The sequence below is a fragment of the Klebsiella sp. P1CD1 genome, assembly GCF_003790505.1.
In the GTDB taxonomy this organism is placed as follows: Bacteria; Pseudomonadota; Gammaproteobacteria; order Enterobacterales; family Enterobacteriaceae; genus Klebsiella; species Klebsiella variicola.
The window spans coordinates 4,249,696-4,268,469 of record NZ_CP033631.1; the positions used below are offsets into that span (position 1 = coordinate 4,249,696).

The 18,774-nt window shown below is 62.2% G+C and carries 16 protein-coding genes; 4 read left to right on the top strand and 12 right to left on the bottom strand.

Going from position 1 to position 18,774, the window contains the following annotated elements:
• Nucleotides 1–905: 905 nt before the first annotated feature.
• Nucleotides 906–2,243 (bottom strand): aspartate aminotransferase family protein, encoded by a 1,338-nt coding sequence (locus DTA24_RS21140; protein ID WP_008805555.1) that lies wholly within the window; start codon nucleotides 2,241–2,243, stop codon nucleotides 906–908.
• Between the two features lie 180 nt (nucleotides 2,244–2,423).
• Here DTA24_RS21140 and DTA24_RS21145 point away from each other — a divergent pair, with 180 nt between their 5' ends.
• Nucleotides 2,424–3,188, top strand: coding sequence for an SDR family NAD(P)-dependent oxidoreductase (locus DTA24_RS21145; RefSeq protein ID WP_008805554.1), 765 nt, complete (start codon nucleotides 2,424–2,426; stop codon nucleotides 3,186–3,188).
• Nucleotides 3,189–3,242: 54 nt separating this feature from the next.
• Here DTA24_RS21145 and DTA24_RS21150 read toward each other — a convergent pair whose 3' ends face one another.
• The 4 genes from DTA24_RS21150 to DTA24_RS21165 are packed head-to-tail and all read right to left on the bottom strand — an operon-like array spanning nucleotide 3,243 to nucleotide 6,217.
• On the bottom strand, nucleotides 3,243–4,004 hold the full coding sequence (locus DTA24_RS21150) for an amino acid ABC transporter ATP-binding protein (RefSeq protein WP_008805553.1): 762 nt from the start codon (nucleotides 4,002–4,004) through the stop codon (nucleotides 3,243–3,245).
• Complete coding sequence (locus tag DTA24_RS21155; RefSeq protein ID WP_012968744.1) at nucleotides 3,997–4,662, bottom strand: amino acid ABC transporter permease; 666 nt, start codon at nucleotides 4,660–4,662, stop codon at nucleotides 3,997–3,999. Before DTA24_RS21155 ends, DTA24_RS21150 begins: the two co-directional genes overlap by 8 nt.
• Nucleotides 4,663–4,676: 14 nt before the next feature.
• A complete protein-coding gene (locus tag DTA24_RS21160) occupies nucleotides 4,677–5,318 on the bottom strand; it encodes an amino acid ABC transporter permease (protein WP_004142522.1) in 642 nt (213 codons plus the stop codon).
• A 47-nt stretch (nucleotides 5,319–5,365) separates the two neighbouring features.
• Nucleotides 5,366–6,217 (bottom strand): transporter substrate-binding domain-containing protein, encoded by an 852-nt coding sequence (locus tag DTA24_RS21165; protein WP_002893184.1) that lies wholly within the window; start codon nucleotides 6,215–6,217, stop codon nucleotides 5,366–5,368.
• 241 nt (nucleotides 6,218–6,458) lie between these two features.
• Here DTA24_RS21165 and DTA24_RS21170 point away from each other — a divergent pair, with 241 nt between their 5' ends.
• Nucleotides 6,459–7,922: a PLP-dependent aminotransferase family protein gene (locus DTA24_RS21170; RefSeq protein WP_032739283.1), complete on the top strand. Its 1,464-nt coding sequence runs from the start codon at nucleotides 6,459–6,461 to the stop codon at nucleotides 7,920–7,922.
• On the opposite strand, the gene DTA24_RS21175 is transcribed toward DTA24_RS21170, so the two are convergent.
• Nucleotides 7,919–9,253, bottom strand: a complete 1,335-nt coding sequence (locus DTA24_RS21175) for a PLP-dependent aminotransferase family protein (RefSeq protein ID WP_023339759.1) — start codon at nucleotides 9,251–9,253, stop codon at nucleotides 7,919–7,921. The genes DTA24_RS21170 and DTA24_RS21175 overlap by 4 nt on opposite strands.
• Nucleotides 9,254–9,376: 123 nt before the next feature.
• On the opposite strand from DTA24_RS21175, the gene DTA24_RS21180 reads away from it, so the two are divergent.
• Nucleotides 9,377–10,285, top strand: coding sequence for a DMT family transporter (locus DTA24_RS21180; protein ID WP_032691344.1), 909 nt, complete (start codon nucleotides 9,377–9,379; stop codon nucleotides 10,283–10,285).
• A 103-nt stretch (nucleotides 10,286–10,388) separates the two neighbouring features.
• Here DTA24_RS21180 and DTA24_RS21185 read toward each other — a convergent pair whose 3' ends face one another.
• From DTA24_RS21185 to DTA24_RS21210, 6 genes are all read right to left on the bottom strand, one after another.
• The gene (locus tag DTA24_RS21185) at nucleotides 10,389–11,657 is read right to left on the bottom strand and encodes a Zn-dependent hydrolase (protein WP_023339757.1); all 1,269 of its coding nucleotides are present in this window, start codon (nucleotides 11,655–11,657) and stop codon (nucleotides 10,389–10,391) included.
• Nucleotides 11,658–11,754: 97 nt separating this feature from the next.
• Nucleotides 11,755–12,765, bottom strand: coding sequence for an ABC transporter ATP-binding protein (locus tag DTA24_RS21190; RefSeq protein WP_012968747.1), 1,011 nt, complete (start codon nucleotides 12,763–12,765; stop codon nucleotides 11,755–11,757).
• Nucleotides 12,755–13,792 (bottom strand): ABC transporter ATP-binding protein, encoded by a 1,038-nt coding sequence (locus DTA24_RS21195; protein ID WP_023339756.1) that lies wholly within the window; start codon nucleotides 13,790–13,792, stop codon nucleotides 12,755–12,757. Before DTA24_RS21195 ends, DTA24_RS21190 begins: the two co-directional genes overlap by 11 nt.
• 3 nt (nucleotides 13,793–13,795) lie before the next feature.
• Nucleotides 13,796–14,689, bottom strand: coding sequence for an ABC transporter permease (locus tag DTA24_RS21200; protein WP_008805546.1), 894 nt, complete (start codon nucleotides 14,687–14,689; stop codon nucleotides 13,796–13,798).
• 2 nt (nucleotides 14,690–14,691) lie between these two features.
• Nucleotides 14,692–15,645, bottom strand: a complete 954-nt coding sequence (locus tag DTA24_RS21205) for an ABC transporter permease (protein ID WP_012968749.1) — start codon at nucleotides 15,643–15,645, stop codon at nucleotides 14,692–14,694.
• Between the two features lie 18 nt (nucleotides 15,646–15,663).
• Entirely contained in the window at nucleotides 15,664–17,331 is a 1,668-nt protein-coding gene (locus tag DTA24_RS21210; protein WP_023297185.1) for an ABC transporter substrate-binding protein, read from the bottom strand.
• Between the two features lie 325 nt (nucleotides 17,332–17,656).
• On the opposite strand from DTA24_RS21210, the gene DTA24_RS21215 reads away from it, so the two are divergent.
• Nucleotides 17,657–18,772 carry a YbdK family carboxylate-amine ligase gene (locus DTA24_RS21215; protein WP_008805544.1) on the top strand — a complete coding sequence of 372 codons (1,116 nt, stop codon included), beginning with the start codon at nucleotides 17,657–17,659 and terminating at the stop codon, nucleotides 18,770–18,772.
• The last annotated feature ends 2 nt before the right edge of the window (nucleotides 18,773–18,774 follow it).

The following is an 18,774-nucleotide window of genomic DNA, read 5'->3' on the forward strand; positions in this document are numbered from 1 at the left end:
GCTGAAACTGCCGGTGCTGGCGGCCTCAACATCGCTGAGACGTTCCCGGAAGGCCGGGGCAGCCCGCATGGATGCGGGCTGAGGGCCGTGTTTTGCAGGGACGCTGCCTCGGCCCGACCCGAAGCCTGCAGGGATAAGTCGAAGGCACCGCGCAGCGGCGATGTTGCTGGCCGGAGCCCGGGGGTACAGGGGGCGGCGGCGACTGGCCGCCCCCTGTGCGCTCCCTGCGCCATGAGTGACATAACGCAGACAATTAACCGGGAGCGCAAACTACGCTGAAGCCACCGATAACATAAACAACCACACTGCAGTGCTTCCCCTCACCCTGGCCCTCTCCCGAAGGGAGAGGGAACCGTCCGGCTGGCGCTTAGGCCCATGCAAGCGCAGCGCCGCCGGGCAAGATATCAGGCACGGTATCCTTGATTTCGCCGGGTGGCGGCGTACGCCTTACCCGGCCTACAAACCCAAATCACCGCGGGTCCTGGGGCTGCTGAAACTGCCGGTGCTGGCGGCCTCAACATCGCTGAGACGTTCCCGGCAGGCCGGGGCAGCCCGCATGGATGCGGGCTGAGGGCCGTGTTTTGCAGGGACGCTGCCTCGGCCCGACCCGAAGCCTGCAGGGATAAGTCGAAGGCACCGCGCAGCGGCGATGTTGCTGGCCGGAGCCCGGGGGTACAGGGGGCGGCGGCGACTGGCCGCCCCCTGTGCGCTCCCTGCGCCATGAGTGACATAACGCAGACGATTAACCGGGAGCGCAAACTACGCTGAAGCCACAGATAACATAAACAACCACACTGCAGTGCTTCCCCTCACCCTGGCCCTCTCCCGGAGGGAGAGGGCACCGTCCGGCTGGCGTTTAGGCCCGGCAAGCGTACTGCCAGGTAACGTTATCCGATGCCACTCCCCTACTTCGCCAGGCTGGCAAAGCGAGCAAAGACCGCATCAAAAATCGCCAGCCCTTGCGCCACCTGCTCAGCAGTAATGGTGCACGGCGGCACCACGTGAATGCGGTTCTCCACCACAAAGGCCAACAGCCCGGCCTCGGTTAAGGCCCCTTTGATCGCGGCCATGTCGGCGGCAGTCAGCGGCGTTTTTTGTTCACGGCTGCTCACCAGCTCCAGCGCCTGGAACAGGCCGCGACCACGCACCTCGCCGATAATGGCGTGCTTCTCCGCCAGCGCCTCGAGACCGGGGCGCAGCACCTCGTTGCCGATATAGGCCGCGTTCTCAACCACCTTCTCCTCTTTCATCGCGTCGATGGTGGCGACAATCGCCGCCATCGCCAGCGGATGGCCGGAGTAGGTCAGCCCGCCGGCAAAAAAGTGGTCGTCAAAATAGCGGGCAATCGGCTCGCTAATCAGCACCCCGCCCGCCGGCACGTAGCCCGCGTTAACCCCTTTGGCAAAGGTCACCAGATCCGGCACCACGCCATCCTGTTCGAAGGCGAACCAGCTGCCGGTACGGCCAAAGCCGGCCATCACCTCATCGAGGATCAGCACGATGCCAAACTCGTCGGCCAGGGCGCGCACACCCTGCATATAGCCTGCCGGCGGCACGAGGATCCCGGCGGTGCCGGGGATGGACTCCAGCAGGATCGCCGCGATGGCCGTCGGCCCTTCGCATTCAATGATCCGCCGCAGATGCGCCAGCGCGCGCTGGCACTCCTCTTCCTCGGTCGCGGCGTTGAACTCGCTGCGGTAAAGGTAGGGGTTGAAGAAGTGCACATGGCCGCGGGAGAACTCATTCGGCACCCGGCGCCAGTCGCCGGTGGCGGCGATCGCGCTGCCGGTGTTGCCATGGTAGGAGCGATAGGCCGACAGCACTTTGTCGCGCCCGGTATAGAGCCGCGCCATGCGAATCGCGTTCTCATTGGCATCTGCCCCAGCGTTGGTGAAGAACACCTTGCTGAAGCCCGCCGGCGCCAGGTCGACGATGCGCTTCGCCGCTTCGCCGCGGGCAAGGTTGGCGGTGGCGGGCGCGATGGTGACCAGGGTCTCCAGCTGCGCCTTCATGGCCGCCAGTACCCGGGGGTGCTGATAGCCAATGTTGACGTTCACCAGCTGGCTGCTGAAATCGAGCCAGGTATTCCCCTCGTAATCCCATAGCTCGCAGCCTTGCGCCCCGGCAATCACCAGCGGATGGAGATTGCCCTGCATCGACCATGAATGAAACACATAAGCGCGATCCAGCTGCCGAACTTCATCATTGCTTACCGCGACCTCGTTCTGTAGTGCCAGCTTCATACCCTGCCCTCTCTCATGTCGTTGTGGTTGGCTTCATCATTGGCCGCGGCAACGCAAAACGGATAGAGCCAGTGCGCGAAAAACGATGTGACACGGTGTCACATCCGCGTCCGCCGTCTGGCCCTGTGCCTTGCCGTCCGGCGTTTTTATAGTGGAGGGACAACCGCACAGGAGAATGACATGGCAACGAGCAACGTAGTGTTTATCACCGGGGCGACCTCGGGTTTTGGCGAAGCGGCAGCGCAGGTGTTTGCCGACGCGGGCTGGTCGCTGGTGCTGAGCGGGCGCCGCTATCCGCGACTGAAGGCCTTGCAGGACAGACTCGCCGCCCAGGTGCCGGTGCATATTATTGAGCTTGACGTTCGTGACAGCGAGGCGGTGGCTGCCGCCGTGGCGTCGCTCCCCGCCCCCTTCGCCGATGTCACCACCCTGATCAACAACGCCGGGCTGGCGCTGTCGCCACTGCCGGCGCAGGAGGTGGCGCTGGAGGACTGGAAAACGATGATCGACACCAACGTCACCGGTCTGGTGACGATGACCCACGCCCTGCTGCCGACGCTGATACGCCATGGCGCCGGGGCGAGTATTATCAATATCGGCTCGATCGCCGGGCAGTGGCCCTATCCCGGCAGCCATGTGTATGGCGCCAGCAAGGCGTTTGTGAAGCAGTTCAGCTATAACCTGCGCTGCGATCTGCTTGGCACCGGCGTGCGGGTCACCGATCTGGCGCCGGGGATTGCCGAGACCGAATTTACCCTGGTACGTACCAAAGGCGACCAGGCGGCATCGGATAAGCTCTATCGCGGCACCACGCCGCTGAGCGCGCGCGATATCGCCGAGCAGATGTTTTATATCGCCACGTTGCCGGCGCATATGAACATTAACCGGGTGGAGGTGATGCCGGTCCGTCAGGCGTGGCAGCCGTTCGCTATTGACCGGGACTAGGCAGGCGCGTGGTTTTTCCCCTGCCGGCGATACCGGCAGGGGATGCAAGCCGGACTAACGGCTGCTTTGCAGAAACTGCCTGACGCGTTCAGAGTCAGGCTGAGTGAAGAACTTCTCCGGCGGCGCCTTCTCAATCAGCAGCCCCTTCTCCAGAAACACCACCTCGTTGGACACCTGGCGGGCAAAATCCATCTCGTGCGTCACCACCACCATGGTGTAACCCTCGGCGGCGAGGGCTTTCATTACCCCCAACACCTCATTAACCAGCTCCGGATCCAGCGCCGACGTCGGTTCATCGAAGAGAATAACTTCGGGCGACATCGCCAGCGAACGGGCGATCGCCACCCGCTGCTTCTGCCCGCCGGAGAGGGTGATCGGGTAAACATCGGCTTTGTGCGCCATGCCCACTTTCTCCAGTTGCTGCATGGCAATGGCCTTCGCCTCGTCTCGTTTCATGCCCTTAACGTGCAGCAGCGCCTCGCTGACGTTTTGCTGAACGGTCAGATGCGGCCACAGGTTAAAACTCTGAAAGACCATCCCCACCCGCTCGCGAATTTTGGCCAGCTGGCGGTGCGACATCGCCCGGCCGCGCTGTTCATCAATCCCCAGTCGCTGACCGCCGATATGAATTTCACCGCGGTCCGGCTGTTCCAGCCAGTTCATACAGCGCAGCAGTGTGGATTTTCCCGACCCGGACGAGCCGAGAATACTCACCACGGTCCCCTTCTCCACCGTCAGGTTAATATCCCGCAGGACTTCCACATTATCGAACTGTTTGGAGACGTTTTTGACGCTTACGGCAATAGACTCAGGCATGGCTCATTCCTCTTTTGGCTCCCCAGGCGGTCAGGCGCTTAATCAGCAGCTCCAGCAGAATGCTGATCGCCCAGTAAAGCCCAATGGCGACGATAAAGGCGTTAAACGGAATAAAATAGGTCGCCTGGACGCTGTTGGCGGCGGCGGTGATCTCCTGAACGGTAATAATGCTCAGGAAAGCGGTGTCCTTCAGGCAAATAATCAGCTGATTGCCGATCAGCGGTAAGGCGGAAGAGATGATATTGGGTAAAATAATCCGCCGAAAAATGGCATAGCGCGAAAAGCCCTGAGCAATCGCCGCTTCAATATATCCGCCGGAAAATACCCGCCGCTGGCTGCGCAATATTTCAAAAAAATAGGCGCCATGATAAATAATTAGGGCCAGTAAACCGGCGGTCCACGGCTCCATGCTAATACCGAGCTGCGGCAGCCCGTAATACAGAAGATAAGCGAGGATCAAAAAAGGGATCGCACGCATCAGGCTGACGAAACCAATAATAATCCGGTTAATCACTTTCTTTTGATATTCGCTAAAATAACACAGCGCAATACCGATAATCAGCGCCGCCAGGGCGGCGGTAATAAACAGTTCGAGGGTCGCGAATAACCCGGCAATAAAGCTATCGCGAACCGACCAGATAACGCCCCACTGATTCATAATGCCTCCCGTTCCTAGCGCGCCAGACGCCTGGCTTTACGTTCCGCGATACCCTGCAGCTTCAACAAACAGCCGATGATCACCACATACAGCAGGCCGGCGGCGAGGATCGGCGACAGCGGCTCGTAGGTGACCGAGGAGATACGGTTGGTGACCCGGGTGAGATCCACCACGCCAATCACGGCGATGGCCGGGCTACCTTTGATCAAAAAGGACATCTCATTGACCAGCGCCGGCAGGCTCTCGATCCACATCTGCGGCAGCATGATGTAGCGGAAGTAGGTCCAGCGGCGCATTCCCACCGACTCCGCCGCCTCCCGCTGTTCGCGCGGAAAGGTGCGGAAGGCGTTGCGCCAGATCTCAGCGTTAAACGCCGAGGTGTTAAGCGTCAGCGCCACGATGGCGGCCACGTTCTTGTCGAGGTTAATGCCCATCGTCGGCAGGGAAAGGAACAGAAACAGCACCAGCGTCACCAGCGGCGTTGCGCGGGCCAGACTGATATAGACCACCAGCAGCTGGTCGATCACCGGCAGGCGCAGCATCCGTACCAGGGCGATCAGCAGGCCCGCCACCACCCCGAAGGCGATAGCGATGGCCGAAATCCAGAGGGTCGTCCATGCGCCTTCGATTAATAACTGCCAGGAAATTGCATCCATGAGGCCCTCCTTCTCAGCAACAGGCGGCGGTCGCCCGCCGCGGAATATTACAGTCCTGCGAGTTTGTGAAACTGTTCCGGGCTGGTGATCGCCTCGGTCGGCAGGTTGTCATAGGTTTCGCCAAACCATTTTTTCTGCAGCTCGGCGAGCTTGCCGGTCTCCTTCATGTGGTTCATAAACTTGGTCATATAGGCCAGCAGCTGCGGCGAGTTTTTCGGGATCGGCCACGCCATATACCCCGGTCCGGAGACAGCCAGCCCTTTGGCGAAGACCTTCGGTTTGGCTTTCGCCAGGTCGTTTACCGAGATCACCACGTTAATCACGTAATCCAGTCGCTTATTCGCCAGGTCGGCGTAAGCTTCCGGATAGGAGGGATACTCCACCACCGGTCCCAGCTTGCCGCCGGTCTTCTCCAGCATCGCCTTCAGCTCCGGCAAACGCGCCAGCAGCGCGCTCCCGGCCTGTAACCCCACTTTTTTGCCGCTGAGATCGGCAATCGTATTTAACGAAGTATCGCCAGCGCGTTTGACGAAATAGTGCTGCGCGGAGGCCCACGGTGGGGTGAAATCAAAGACCTTCAGCCGCTCATCGGTAATAACCGCCCCGGTTAAGGCCATATCGTATTGCCCGGTGGAGACGGCCGCTAATAATCCGGTCCACGGTAATATGCTCTGGTCGACATGGAATTTGGCATATTTACGTAATTCCTCAAGCATATCTTTGTTAAAGCCATCGGCCTGGCCATTATTCATAAAGTTAAACGGCGCATAATCATCTTCCGTCGCCACTTTCAAGGTGCCGGATTTTTCTATTTCCGGAAGATCGGCCGCGACGGCGTGATAAGAAAAAGCGACCGTTAATACAGCGCTCAGACACATTGATGCCAATGATTTTTTCATTATTTCACCCCTGATGGATTGGCCAGACGGGTTCATTCCAGAACGCGAAAAGGTTTCTGCAAAATAGTGGCCGGGGACGTTCCGGTCCACGGCGGCTGAATACGTTTTTAATGTGGGAGCGTTTTTCAATTCCGTATAGAGCCAGATGGGCCGCATCGCTGTGTCAGATGGCGGCAGGGTGGTATGGAATTTGCTGAGTGTAACGGGTGGTCGCAATGCGTTATTGCCAGAGGAGCCCCGTATGATCCGTCACCTGTTACACGTTGATTTTCAGCCTGGCCGCGGTTTGCAGGAACAGGTGCGAGAGACGCTGGTGAATGCCATTCTCAGCGGGATCTTCGCCGCCGACACCCCGCTGCCCTCCTGTCGCCAGCTGGCCAGCCAGCTTCGCGTCTCGCGCAACACCACCGCGCTGGTGTTTGAAAGTCTGGTCAACGAGGGCTACCTGATTAGCCGCCCACGAAGCGGTTACTACCTGCATCCCGACTATCATGAAGCTTCGCCTGCCGCCGTCGAGAGTGCACCGCAGCGCGAAGCCGCTGCACCACGCTGGGGCGACCGGCTGCAGATGACCCCCAGCCAGCAGGAGTCGATCCTCAAACCGGCGGGCTGGATGCACTACCGCTACCCGTTTATCTACGGCCAGCCCGATACCCGGCAGTTCCCGCTGGCCACCTGGCGCTCGGCGGCGAACTGGCTGCACGGCGGGGTGCGCGACCCGGCGTGGGTCATCGACCATATTGACCAGGATGTGCCGATGCTGATCGAGCAGATCCGCACCCGGGTGCTGCCCAAGCGCGGCATTGTCGCCGCGCCGGATGAAATTCTCATCACCCTTGGCTCGCAAAATGCGCTCTACCTGCTGACCCGACTGCTGCTCTCTTCCATCACCCGCATTGGCGTCGAAAACCCCTGCTTTCGCGAAGCCATCAACACCTTTCTGCTCGCCGACGCCGAGGTGGTGCCGCACCCGGTGGATGAAGAGGGGATCGTGCTTAATGAGCGTCCCTGCGATTACTACTATGTCACCCCCGGCCATCAGGTGCCCACCGGGGTGACCATGAGCAGTGCGCGGCGTCGCCAGCTGCTGGAGCATGCCGCCCGCCATGACGCAGTCATTATTGAAGATGATTATGACTCGGAGAGTAACTTTACCCTCAACCCACTGCCGGCGCTGAAGGCCAGCGATCGCAGCGGCCGGGTGGTGTATGTCAGCAGCCTGTCAAAAGCGCTGTCACCGGGGCTGCGGTTGGGGTTTATGGTCGCCGACCCGGACCTGATCGACGAGGCGCGCGCCCTGCGCCGGCTGGTCTATCGCCATCCGCCGACCAACATTCAGTACCAGATGGCCCACTTCCTTGCCCAGGGCCATTATGAAACCCATCTGCGGCGCTACCACTACGACTCCGCCCAGCGCTGGGAGCGCCTGCACGCCGCCCTGCAGCGCTATCTGCCGTCGTGTCGCGCGCTGGCGGGGAGCGAACATGCTAACGCCTTCTGGCTGCAGACCCCGGCGCAGATCAACACCCAGCAGCTCACCTGGCGCGCCGCCCACGCCGGCGTGCTGATTGAGCCCGGGGCGCGCCATTTTCTCAGCGCCGCGCCGCCGGATAACTACTTTCGCATGGGATTCCACGCCATTAACCCTGACGCCATCGCCCAGGGGGTGGAGGTCCTGCGCGGCCAGCTGGAGCAGATGGGTTAGCGGTATTGTTCATACTCAACGGCGTCGCGCACGCTGAGCAGCGCCGGGCGCAGACTGTCGAAAGGCACCGATCCGAGCGCAATGCGCAGCGCCTGCGGGATCGTGGCGGAGACGCAGAACGGCTCGGCGGTCGACACCGAAATACGGCGTTCCATCAGCGCATTCGCCAGTCGATCGGCCCGGCTCTCTTCACCCAGAGGCAGCCAGACAAAGTACGAATCGGGATGACTGACGACGGGAAGCCCACAAAGCACCTCGCGGGCCACCTGCTGCCGCTGTCGCGCATCCTGTCGTTTCTGCATTTCAAAGCGTGCCACCGTGCCATCTTCAATCCAGGCGCAGATCAGCGAACTTATCAGCGTCGGCGTATTCCACGTCGTGGCGCGGATGGCGCGCTCAATCTCCGGCCGGTAGCGCGGCGGAGAAATCACCACCCCCACGCGCAGCCCGGTGGCGATATTTTTTGAAAAACCGGTGACATACACCGTTCTTTCCGGCGCATAGCTGATCACCGGCGGCGGCGGACGGCTCACCAGCCGGGCGTAGGCGGCATCTTCAATAATCAGCAGATCGTGCTGGCGCGCAAGATCGGCCAGCGCCTGCCGCTGCCCGGTGTTGAGCACCCAGCCCAGCGGATTGTGCAGCGTCGGCATGGTATACACCGCCCGCACCCGCCGCTGCTGGCACAGCGTATGAAGCGCCTGCAGGTCCGGCCCCTCCGGTCGACAGGGGATCGCCGCCAGCTCCAGATGATACAGCGCCGCCAGAACCTTGAAGCCCGAATAGGTCAGCGCATCCACCGCCACCACATCCCCCGGACGTAACAGCCCCATGACGGTCACTGCCAGCCCGTGCTGTGCGCCGTTGACGATCAGGACATTTTCCGCATCCGGCGTAAAGTGCTGGCAGGTCAAATGGCGGGCGATAATTTCGCGCTCGGCGAGCCGCCCGGCATGAGGCTGATAGCGCAGATGCGAGTCAATATCGCCCGCCATCGCCAGCTGCCTGAGCGCCTCGCGCAGCGCATCGCCCTGCTCCGGCAGCGAAGGGTAGTTGAAATTGAGATCCACGACATCGGCGGCCACCACCTGCTGATCGACCCCGTGCCCCGGCGGCAGCGAGAGGTCGCGCACGAAGGTGCCGCGGCCGGTTTCGCCGCTGACCAACCCCATCTCTTCCAGTTCACGGTAGACGCGCGTGGCGGTGGCCAGCGAGAGGCGTTCTCCGGCGGCAAGGGTACGGTGCGTCGGCAGACGGGTGCCTGCGGGCAGCTGCCCGCTGCGGATCGCCTGGGCATATCGGTCGACAACGGCTTTATATCGGGCTTTCATCGTGAAATGTATCTATGACAATAATTTGATTGTATTAGATTGGGCACATTACCATCGCCACAGACGATGCTCAAGCGGGCACAGCACATCTGATAACGCGAGGTTAACGTGGTAGCTTCAACAATGGATAAATCGGTGCCCGGTCCCTGGTCCGGATGGCTTCATGGTTTACTGGGGGTGATTATTTTTAGCGGGTCGCTGCCCGCGACGCGGCTGGCGGTGCAGGATATGGATCCGTTCTTATTGACCTTTCTGCGCGCCTCCATCGCCGGGCTGCTTGCCGTCGCGCTGCTGGTCGGCTTTCGCCAGAAACGCCCGCGCCTGGCGCAGCTTGTGCCCTTGATCATCGTCTCATCAGGGGTGGTGATCGGCTTTCCCCTGCTCACGGCGCTGGCCCTGCAGCACATCACCTCGGCGCATTCGATTGTGTTTATTGGCCTGCTGCCGCTGATGACCGCCCTCTTCGGCGTACTGCGCGGCGGCGAACGCCCGCGGCGGGCTTTCTGGATCTTTTCGCTGCTGGGCAGCCTGCTGGTGGTGGGATTCGCCCTGACGCAAAGTGCGGCGGCCTCACTCAGCGGCGATCTGCTGATGCTGGCGGCGGTTATCGCCTGCGGCCTCGGCTATGCGGAAGGGGCAAAGCTGACGCGGGAGCTCGGCGGCTGGCAGGTGATCTGCTGGGCGCTGGTGATAGCCCTGCCGTTGATGCTCCCCGCCTCGCTGATGGTTCAGCCCGCGTCCTGGCATGCCATATCGGCCTCCTCCTGGGCGGCGCTCGGCTATGTGTCGCTGTTCAGCATGCTGATCGGTTTCATCTTCTGGTACAAAGGGCTGGCCGCGGGCGGGATCGCCGCCGTCGGCCAGCTCCAGCTATTGCAGCCGTTCTTCGGGCTTGGCCTGTCGGCGGCGCTGTTGCACGAAACCGTCAGCCCCTTGATGCTGGCGGTTACGCTGGGCGTGGTACTGTGCGTGGTGGGCTCGCGCAAATTTGGCCGCCAGCGGGTTAGCGCAGGGAGCGGGAGCCGTGATTGACCGCCCCGTCATCCGCCGTCCCGGGTCGCGGCGGTGTAACCGCCTTACCCGGGTGACAGCATGATAAACGGCTGGAGGACGCGCCGCCGGGGAGGACGACCGTCTACACCGGCCGCGCGTACTGAAGCATCACCTGCAGCAGCACGTTGGCCCCGGCGGCGACGTGCTCCGGCGAGGCATACTCAATTTCGTTATGGCTGATCCCGTCCTTGCAGGGGATAAAAATCATCCCGGTGGGCGCCAGGTAGCTCATATACACTGCGTCATGCCCGGCGCCGGAGACGATCGGCCGCGCCGGATAGCCCAGCCGCTGCGCGGCATCGGCAATGGCCTGCTGGCATTCAGCATCGAACGGCGCCGCCGGATAGTGGCTTACCTGCTTCAGGGCCACCTGCAGACCGCTCTCCCGCTCAACCTCCGCGATAAACGCCCGCAGCTGGCGATCCATCTCGTCCACCAGCGCATCGCTGAGATTGCGCATATCAATGGAGAAGGTGACCTCCCCGGGCACCACGTTGCGGCTGTTGGGCCACACCTGCACGCTGCCGACGGTGCCGCGTCCCTCTTCGCTGCGCCCGGCAATGGCCACCACTTCCTGCATAATGCGGGTCGCCACCTGCAGGGCATCCTGACGCAGGCGCATCGGCGTGGGTCCGGCGTGCGAGGCCTGGCCGGTGACCACGCAGTCGTACCAGCGGATCCCCAGCACGCCCTGCACGATACCGATGGTTTTCGCTTCATCTTCGAGAATCGGCCCCTGCTCAATGTGCGCCTCAAAATAGGTGCCGATGGGATGCTCCCCCGGGGTCTGCTCGCCGATATAGCCGATCTGCGCCAGCGCCTCGCCGACGCTGACACCCTCTTTATCCGTGACGGCCCAGGTCTCTTCCAGCGGGAAGACGCCGGCAAAGACCCCGGAGCCCATCATCACCGGTACAAAGCGCGACCCCTCTTCGTTGGTCCAGAACACCACCTCAATCGGCGCGTCGGTATCAATCTGCAGATCGTTGAGCGTGCGCACCACCTCCAGTGCCGCCAGCACGCCGTAGTTGCCGTCAAATTTGCCGCCGGTGGGCTGGGTGTCAATATGGCTGCCGGAGACGATGGGCGGCAGGCCGGGGTTGCGGCCTTCCCGGCGCATAAACACATTGCCGATTTTATCGATGGTGACGCTCATCCCGGCCTCCCGCGCCCAGCCTATTACCTTGTCCCGCCCCTGGCGGTCGAGGTCGGTGAGGGTCAGACGGCGGCAGCCGCCCTTCGGCGTGGCGCCGATCTGCGCGAGATCCATTAACGACGCCCACAGGCGGTCGCCATTGATGCGCCAGCCGGTGGTGTCGGTCGCGGGGGTAAAAAGTACATCACTGCTCATGGTAGTCTCCTGACATCAAGGTCGCCGCCAGCGTAACCGGCGGTGGGAATGCGCTATCAACGCCTGGTCTTCATCCTGTATGGTTTTTTGCCGCCGATCAGACGGCCAGGGCCTGGGCGTTAGCGTCAATCGCCAGCTCGCGCCAGCGGTGGCAACTCACCGCGTGGCGCTCCGCGACGGATTCCGTCGGCGGCAGACTCTGCTCACAGACCGGGCGACGGTGCGGGCAGCGCTCGGCAAAAGCGCAGCCGGGCGGCAAGCGCGCCAGATCCGGCGGCGCGCCGGGAATGCAGTGCAGGGCATCACCTTTCTTAAGCCCCTCTTTCGGCCGACTGCCCAGCAGCACCTGGGTATAAGGATGGCGCGGGTGGCGCAGGATCTCGCTCATCGACGCTTCCTCGACGATCCGCCCGGCGTACATCACCGCCACCCGGTCGGCGATCTCCACCGCGGCGCCGATATCGTGGGTCACAAACACGATCGACAGCCCGCGCTGCTTTTGCTGCTCGCGCAGCAGGATCAGGATCTGGATTTGCACCGTGGCGTCGAGGGCGGTGGTCGGCTCATCCGCCAGCAGCAGCTGCGGGTTACAGGAGAGCGCAAGGGCGATCATCGCCCGCTGGCGCATCCCGCCGGACATCTCGTGCGGGTAAGCATCCAGCCGCCGCTCGGGGCTGGGAATGCGCACCTGGCGCAGGGCCTCCAGCGCCCTGTCCCGGGCCTCCTGGCGCGATAGCCCTTCGTGGCGGCGCAGCCCTTCAATAATCTGCTGCCCGACGGTGTAGACCGGATCGAAGGCCAGCAGCGGCTCCTGAAAAATCATCGCGCAGCGTCCGCCGCGATAGCGCCGCAGCTGACTTGTGCTCATCGTCAGCACCTCGTCGTCCCCCACCTGCAGGGTGCCGGAGAGCTCACTGCTCCCTGGCGGGTGCAGGCGCATCAGCGCCCGCAGGGTCACGCTCTTGCCGGAACCCGACTCGCCAATCAGCGCCATCACCTCCCCCTTTTGTACGTCAAAGGAGACTCCATTGACCGCGTTGATGGTCTGTCCGTCGCGGCGAAAGACGACCCGCAGGTCGCGCACATGGACAAAGGCGTTATCCGACATGGCTGACCTCCTTAAGGGAGATGCTTTGATGCCAGGGCGAGGCCGGCTGCGCCATCAGGCAGGCGCTCTGGTGCCCCTCCCCGACCGCCTCCAGCCGCGGTTTCACCTCGGCGCAGACCGCCTTCGCATGCGGGCAGCGGGTGTGAAAGCGGCAGCCGCTCGGAGGCGCGATGGGGCTGGGGGGATCGCCGCTCAGCGGCGAGGTCAGGGTGCGGTTTTCCGGGTCCATGGAGGGCATCGAGCTTAACAGCGCCCGGGTATAGGGGTGGGCGGAGGCGGTAAACAGCTGCTCCGCCGGGCCAATCTCCACCACTTCGCCAAGGTACATGACGAGGATCCGATCCGACAGCCAGCGTACCACGTGCAGATCGTGGCTGATGAACACGTAGGTCAGCTCGAGAGTCCGTTTCAGCTCCTGCAGCAGCTGCAGCACCTGGGCTTCCACCGATTTATCCAGCGCCGACACCGCCTCATCGAGGATCACCAGCCGCGGCTTCATCGCCAGCGCGCGGGCGATATTCACCCGCTGCCGCTGGCCGCCGGAGAGCGCATGCGGGTAGCGGTCGGCAAAGCGCGCCGGCTCAAGGCCAACGTGCGCCAGCAGATAGCGGGCATATTCGCTGGCCTCTCTGGTGCTGACGCCATGGACGCGCTGGCCGAAGGCGATGCTCTCCTCCATGGTCAGGCGCGGATTGAGCGAAGCATAGCTATCCTGAAAGACCATCTGCACCTGGCGACGGTAGGCTTTCAGCGGCAGACGCGACGAGCCGACCCCCTGTCCGTCGAAGATCAGTTCGCCGCTGTCCTGGGTGAGCAACTGCATCAGCAGCCGGGCAGTGGTCGATTTGCCGCAGCCCGACTCGCCGACCACCCCCAGGGTTTCGCCTTTCATCACCGTGAAGCTGATATCGTCCACCGCCTGCACCACCTCCCGGCCTTTGCCGCCGCGAAAGTACTTCAGCAGGTGATTGACCTTCAGCAGCGGCTGCGCCGGCCCGCCAAGGTCGATATTGATAAAGGGTTGCATCGCTTACTCCTTAATCGCCATTGCCGCACGCAGGCGGTCCGCGAGGATATTGAACGAAATGGAGGTGATAAAAATCATCAGGCCCGGCAGGGCGGCCACCCACGGCTGGGTATAGATTGCCGTGCGCAGCGTATTGAGCATCAGCCCCCACTCGGGCTCCGGCGGCCGCACGCCGAGGCCGAGAAACGACAGGCCGGAGGCGAGGATCATGCACACCGAAATCAGCCCGGTGGAGAAGACGAAGATCGGCCCGAGCACGTTGCCCAACACCTGGACGCGGATAATGGTCAACGCGCTGGCGCCAGTGGCCCGGGCGGCGTCGATATAGTCCATATGTCGCACCTGGGCGGTCACGCTCTCGGCAATCCGCGCCACCTGCGGGACAAACACGAGGGTCAGCGACAGCAGCGCATTGCCGATGCCCGCCCCCAGCGCTCCCGACAGCGCAATCGCCAGCAGGACGGAGGGAAAGGCATAGAACACATCCACGGTGCGCATAATCACGGTATTGGTTTTGCCGCCCGTATAGCCGGCGATAATCCCGATGGCCCCGCCGATAAAAAAGGCGAACACCACCGGGACAATTCCCATAAACAGCGAAAGTCGGGTGCCAAGGATCAGCCGCGACAGCATGTCGCGTCCCAGCTCATCCGAGCCCAGCGGGAAGCCGTCGCTGCCGATGGGTTTCAGGCGCAGGAACATCGACGTTTGATAAGGATCTTTGACGATAAGCCACGGACCGAACAGCGCCAGGGCCAGCAGCAGGAGGATCACCACGCCCACCACCACCCCGCCGGGGTCGCGCAGTAGGCGGCGCAATACCCCGCGCCAGTAACCTTGCCGGGAAGCGTGGGCCGCTGCGGCCGGAACCGCTTTCGTCGTTGCTGTATCCACCATGGTCAGCTCCTCTTAATACGCGGGTCGAGGGTGGTCTGCAGAATATCCACCAGCAGGTTGAGCAGCACGAAAAACAGCGCCAGCACCCAGATGGTGCCCTGCAGCAGGGGCAGGTCGCGCTGAAAAATGGCGGTATTGAGCAGCAATCCGGTTCCCGGCCAGGAGAAAACGGTCTCCACAAGGATCGAGCCGCCCATCAGATAGCCTACCTGCAGCCCCATCACCGCCAGCGCGGTGGGCGCGGCATTTTTCATGACGTGGACAAAGATGCGCGACTCGTTGAGCCCGCGAGCGCGCAGGCCAACGATAAACTCCTGGCTGAGGATATCGGCCACCTGCGAGCGCACGGTGCGGGCGATAATCCCGGTGGGGATCACCGACAAGGTGAGGGCTGGCAGCAGCATGAACTGCAGGTGCGCCCAGTCCCATTGCCAGCCCACCTCGCCTATCGGCCCGCCGCCGGTGGCCGGCAGCAGCGCGAACTTAACGCTGCAGAGGATCACCAGCAGCATCCCCAGCCAGTAGTGCGGCACGCTGACGCCAAATACCGACAACACTGAGGCCAGACGGTCAATGACGCTGTTGCGAAAATAGCCGGCGACAAAGCCGAACAGGCTGCCGAGGACGAAGCCGATCGCCGTCGCCAGCAGCGCCAGGCGCAGGGAGTACGCCACCGCGGTCATCACTTCGTCTATCACCGGGCGGCCGGTGGCGACCGACATACCAAGGTCGCCGTGCAGCGCCCGCCACAGCCAGTGGATAAACTGCATGGGCAGCGGCTTATCAAAGCCGTAAGCCTGCATTAACGTCTGACGCAGCGCCTCCGAGGCGTCCGGCGGCATCACCGACACCAGCGGGTCGCCCGGGGCGATCTGCACCAGCATGAAACAGATCACCGCGACCCCAAGCATGGTGGGGATAGCCAGCAGAATGCGGTATAGCAGCGTATTGATCATCGGTCGCCCCTTTCGCGATTACTCTTTTTTGCTCACCAGGCTGAGGTCGATAAACCAGCTCTGCGGTTGCACCACCCCGGTCACCGCAGGGGAAATCGCACGCGGCCCGACGTCGTGGGCGACAAACAGGAATGGCACCTGATCCACCAGCGCGGCGTGCAGCTCACCGGCCGCTTGGTTCATCTCCGCCGGGGTAAAGGCGTGCTTGACGGCGGCGGCCAGCTTCTCCGTCTCCGGAGTGGAGAAGTAACCCCAGTTGGTCGCCACCGGCGGAAACGCTTTGGCGGTCGAGAAGCGGATCAGGCCAAAGTAAGGATCGTTAACCGCGGCGCTGACGTTGATCGCATCGATCCCTTTCGCCGACGGGTCCCGGGCGCCCAGGCGCCAGTTGGTAAACAGGGTGTTCCATTCCACCACTTTGATATCCACATTGAAGAAGCAGCTCTTCAGGCTCTGCTGGATATACTCGTTCATCGGCAAGGGCTGCATCTGCCCGGAGCCGGAGGCCGAGGTGGCCACCGTGACGTGCAGCGGTTTGCTGGCGCTGTATCCGGCCTCGGTCATTAGCTGGCGGGCGGTATCCGGGTCATATTTGATCTGGAAAGTGGGTTTGCCATGCCACGGGCTGTCAGCCTCATAAACCCCGGTGGCCTCGGTCATGTAGCCGCCAAGGTAGCTCTTCAGCTCGGCGCGGTTCAGACACAAGTTGGCCGCTTTGCGCACGCGGATGTCCTGCCACGGCGATCCTTTTTCAAAGGAGAACTGCCAGGGCCACAGGTGCGGCTGGGTATTGGCGTAGAGGTGAAAACCCTGAGACTTGATCTGATCGATGGCGTCCGGCGCCGGGGCTTCAATCCAGTCCACCTGCTTCGACAGCAGCGCCGCGGTACGGGCGTTGGCCTCCGGCAAGGGGATCAGCACCACTTTATCCACCCGGGGAATGCGATCTTTGTTCCAGTAGTCGGGGTTTTTATCGAGGATCAGCTGCTGACGCGGCACCAGCTTCTCCAGTTTGAACGGGCCGCTACCCACCGCGTGGGCGGCGAAGGCGGTCCACGCCTGTTTGCTGCGCGCGGCGCTATCTCCCGCGCTGGCCGGCACCGCGTCATACTGCTTCTGCCACGCCGTCGGCGAGACGATAAACAGGTTGGTGATGTTGTACGGCAGCAGCGCGTCCGGTTCCGAGGTGGTCAGCGCCACAGTGTGGTCGTCAATTTTCTCTGCGCCGGTGAGGGTCGGCATGCGCGACAGGGTGTTGCCGATCTGCCCCGGGGCGTACTGCGGCGCTGCTTTATTCAGCACCTTATCCACGTTCCAGACGATGGCGTCGGCGTTCACCTCCGTCCCGTCATGGAACCTGACGCCCGGACGCAAGGTGAAAATCCAGCGGCTGGTGTTCTGCGGATCGATGTGCCACTCGGTCGCCAGCCCCGGCACCAGACCGCTGGGCTTTTCACCTTGCGACAGATCCCACTCCACCAGCGCGTCGTACAGCGGGATGCCGGTAAAGCGGTTGCCCTCATAGCCTTGATCCGGCTGGCCAAGGGTTAACGGAATATCCGCGGCGGTCATGGCGATCCGCAGCGTGGAGGCGTTGGCAGGTAAGGCGGCGCCCGCCAGGGCCAGTGCGCCGCTCACCGCCACGGCGAGACGACCGGCACGCGAAAATAACGTCTTTTTGTGCATCACATGATCCCTGTTAAATAAAGTGTCACGGATTAACAGGCAAAATGCGTACCAGCTCTTACGCGGACGAAAATAGGCCAAAACCGACCGGTAAAATAAGAAGGGCTTATATTATCACCATGATAATTATGGGAAAATAATTGCGCCTTATTCCGCCGCACCGCCAGCGGGAAATATGTTGCAGAATTGCACCAGCCGCTATATGGCAAATTTCAAATAATCACTCTGCGTCACTTTTCATTCATCCCCGTCCTCCGCCGCCGCGTATTCTCCGTCGGGATCAATCCCTTCTATACTTCAGGGAACACATCGACCGGGAGAGACTATGCCTTTAGCCGATTTTCACCGCTCCGATCCTTTTACCCTCGGTATCGAACTGGAGCTGCAGGTGGTGAACCCGCCGGGTTACGACCTCAGCCAGGATGCCTCGACGCTGATTGCCGACGTCCAGCATCAGTTGACCGTGGGAGAAGCCAAACATGACATCACCGAGAGCATGCTGGAGATCGCCACCGGGGTGTGCCGCGACATCAGCCATGCCCAAACCCAGCTCAGCGCCATCCAGCAGGCGGTTCAGCGCGCGGCGCTGCGCCATCATCTGCAGATCTGCGGCGGCGGTTCGCACCCCTTTCATGCCTGGCAGCGTCAGCAAATCAGCGACAATCCGCGCTATGTTAAAACCGTCGAGCATTTTGGCTATCTGGCGCAGCAGGCCACGGTCTTTGGCCAGCATGTGCACGTCGGCTGCCAGAGCGGCGACGACGCCCTCTATCTGCTGCACGGCCTGTCGCGCTTTGTACCGCACTTCATCGCCCTTAATGCCGCCTCGCCGTGGTTTGACAGTACCGACAGCCGTTTCGCCTGTTCACGCCTGAACCGCTTCTCCTCCTATCCCGACAACGGTCCGATGCCGTGGGTGGCAGACTGGCAGGGGTTTCGTCGCCTGTTCCGCCAGCTGAGCTACACCAGCATGATCGACAGCATGAAGGATCTGCACTGGGATATTCGCCCCAGCCCGCAGTTTGGGACCGTCGAGGTGCGGGTGATGGACACTCCCCTGACCCTCGCCCAGGCGATCCATATCGCCGGCTTTATACAGACTCTGGCCTGCTGGCTGTTGACGGAGCGCCCTTTTAAGCACCAGCCTGATGATTATCTGCTGTACCCCTTTAACCGCTATCAGGCGTGCCGCTATGGGCTGGACGGGACCCTCACCGACGTGCGCAGCGGAGAGCAGCGCAGCATCCGCCAGGAGATCCTGCAGCTCGCCGACCGGCTGGCTCCCTTCGCCCATCAGTTGAAGGCGACGGCGGCGCTGGAAGCGGTGGTCCGCCAGGCGAAATCGCCGCACAGCGAAGCGCAGCAGATGCGCGACTTTATCGCCAACGGCGGTTCGCTTTCCGGCCTGGTGCAAAAACACTGTGAGATTTGGGCGGCATAAGG

Bases quoted from the DNA above. Each gene is read 5' to 3' on its own strand.
- DTA24_RS21205 (WP_012968749.1), bottom strand. From the start codon at position 15,645: ATGATCAATACGCTGCTATACCGCATTCTGCTGGCTATCCCCACCATG.
- DTA24_RS21170 (WP_032739283.1), top strand. From the start codon at position 6,459: ATGATCCGTCACCTGTTACACGTTGATTTTCAGCCTGGCCGCGGTTTG.
- DTA24_RS21160 (WP_004142522.1), bottom strand. From the start codon at position 5,318: ATGGATGCAATTTCCTGGCAGTTATTAATCGAAGGCGCATGGACGACC.
- DTA24_RS21155 (WP_012968744.1), bottom strand. From the start codon at position 4,662: ATGAATCAGTGGGGCGTTATCTGGTCGGTTCGCGATAGCTTTATTGCC.
- DTA24_RS21215 (WP_008805544.1), top strand. From the start codon at position 17,657: ATGCCTTTAGCCGATTTTCACCGCTCCGATCCTTTTACCCTCGGTATC.
- DTA24_RS21190 (WP_012968747.1), bottom strand. From the start codon at position 12,765: ATGTCGGATAACGCCTTTGTCCATGTGCGCGACCTGCGGGTCGTCTTT.
- DTA24_RS21150 (WP_008805553.1), bottom strand. From the start codon at position 4,004: ATGCCTGAGTCTATTGCCGTAAGCGTCAAAAACGTCTCCAAACAGTTC.
- DTA24_RS21145 (WP_008805554.1), top strand. From the start codon at position 2,424: ATGGCAACGAGCAACGTAGTGTTTATCACCGGGGCGACCTCGGGTTTT.
- DTA24_RS21180 (WP_032691344.1), top strand. From the start codon at position 9,377: ATGGATAAATCGGTGCCCGGTCCCTGGTCCGGATGGCTTCATGGTTTA.
- DTA24_RS21195 (WP_023339756.1), bottom strand. From the start codon at position 13,792: ATGCAACCCTTTATCAATATCGACCTTGGCGGGCCGGCGCAGCCGCTG.
- DTA24_RS21165 (WP_002893184.1), bottom strand. From the start codon at position 6,217: ATGAAAAAATCATTGGCATCAATGTGTCTGAGCGCTGTATTAACGGTC.
- DTA24_RS21175 (WP_023339759.1), bottom strand. From the start codon at position 9,253: ATGAAAGCCCGATATAAAGCCGTTGTCGACCGATATGCCCAGGCGATC.
- DTA24_RS21185 (WP_023339757.1), bottom strand. From the start codon at position 11,657: ATGAGCAGTGATGTACTTTTTACCCCCGCGACCGACACCACCGGCTGG.
- DTA24_RS21140 (WP_008805555.1), bottom strand. From the start codon at position 2,243: ATGAAGCTGGCACTACAGAACGAGGTCGCGGTAAGCAATGATGAAGTT.
- DTA24_RS21210 (WP_023297185.1), bottom strand. From the start codon at position 17,331: ATGCACAAAAAGACGTTATTTTCGCGTGCCGGTCGTCTCGCCGTGGCG.
- DTA24_RS21200 (WP_008805546.1), bottom strand. From the start codon at position 14,689: ATGGTGGATACAGCAACGACGAAAGCGGTTCCGGCCGCAGCGGCCCAC.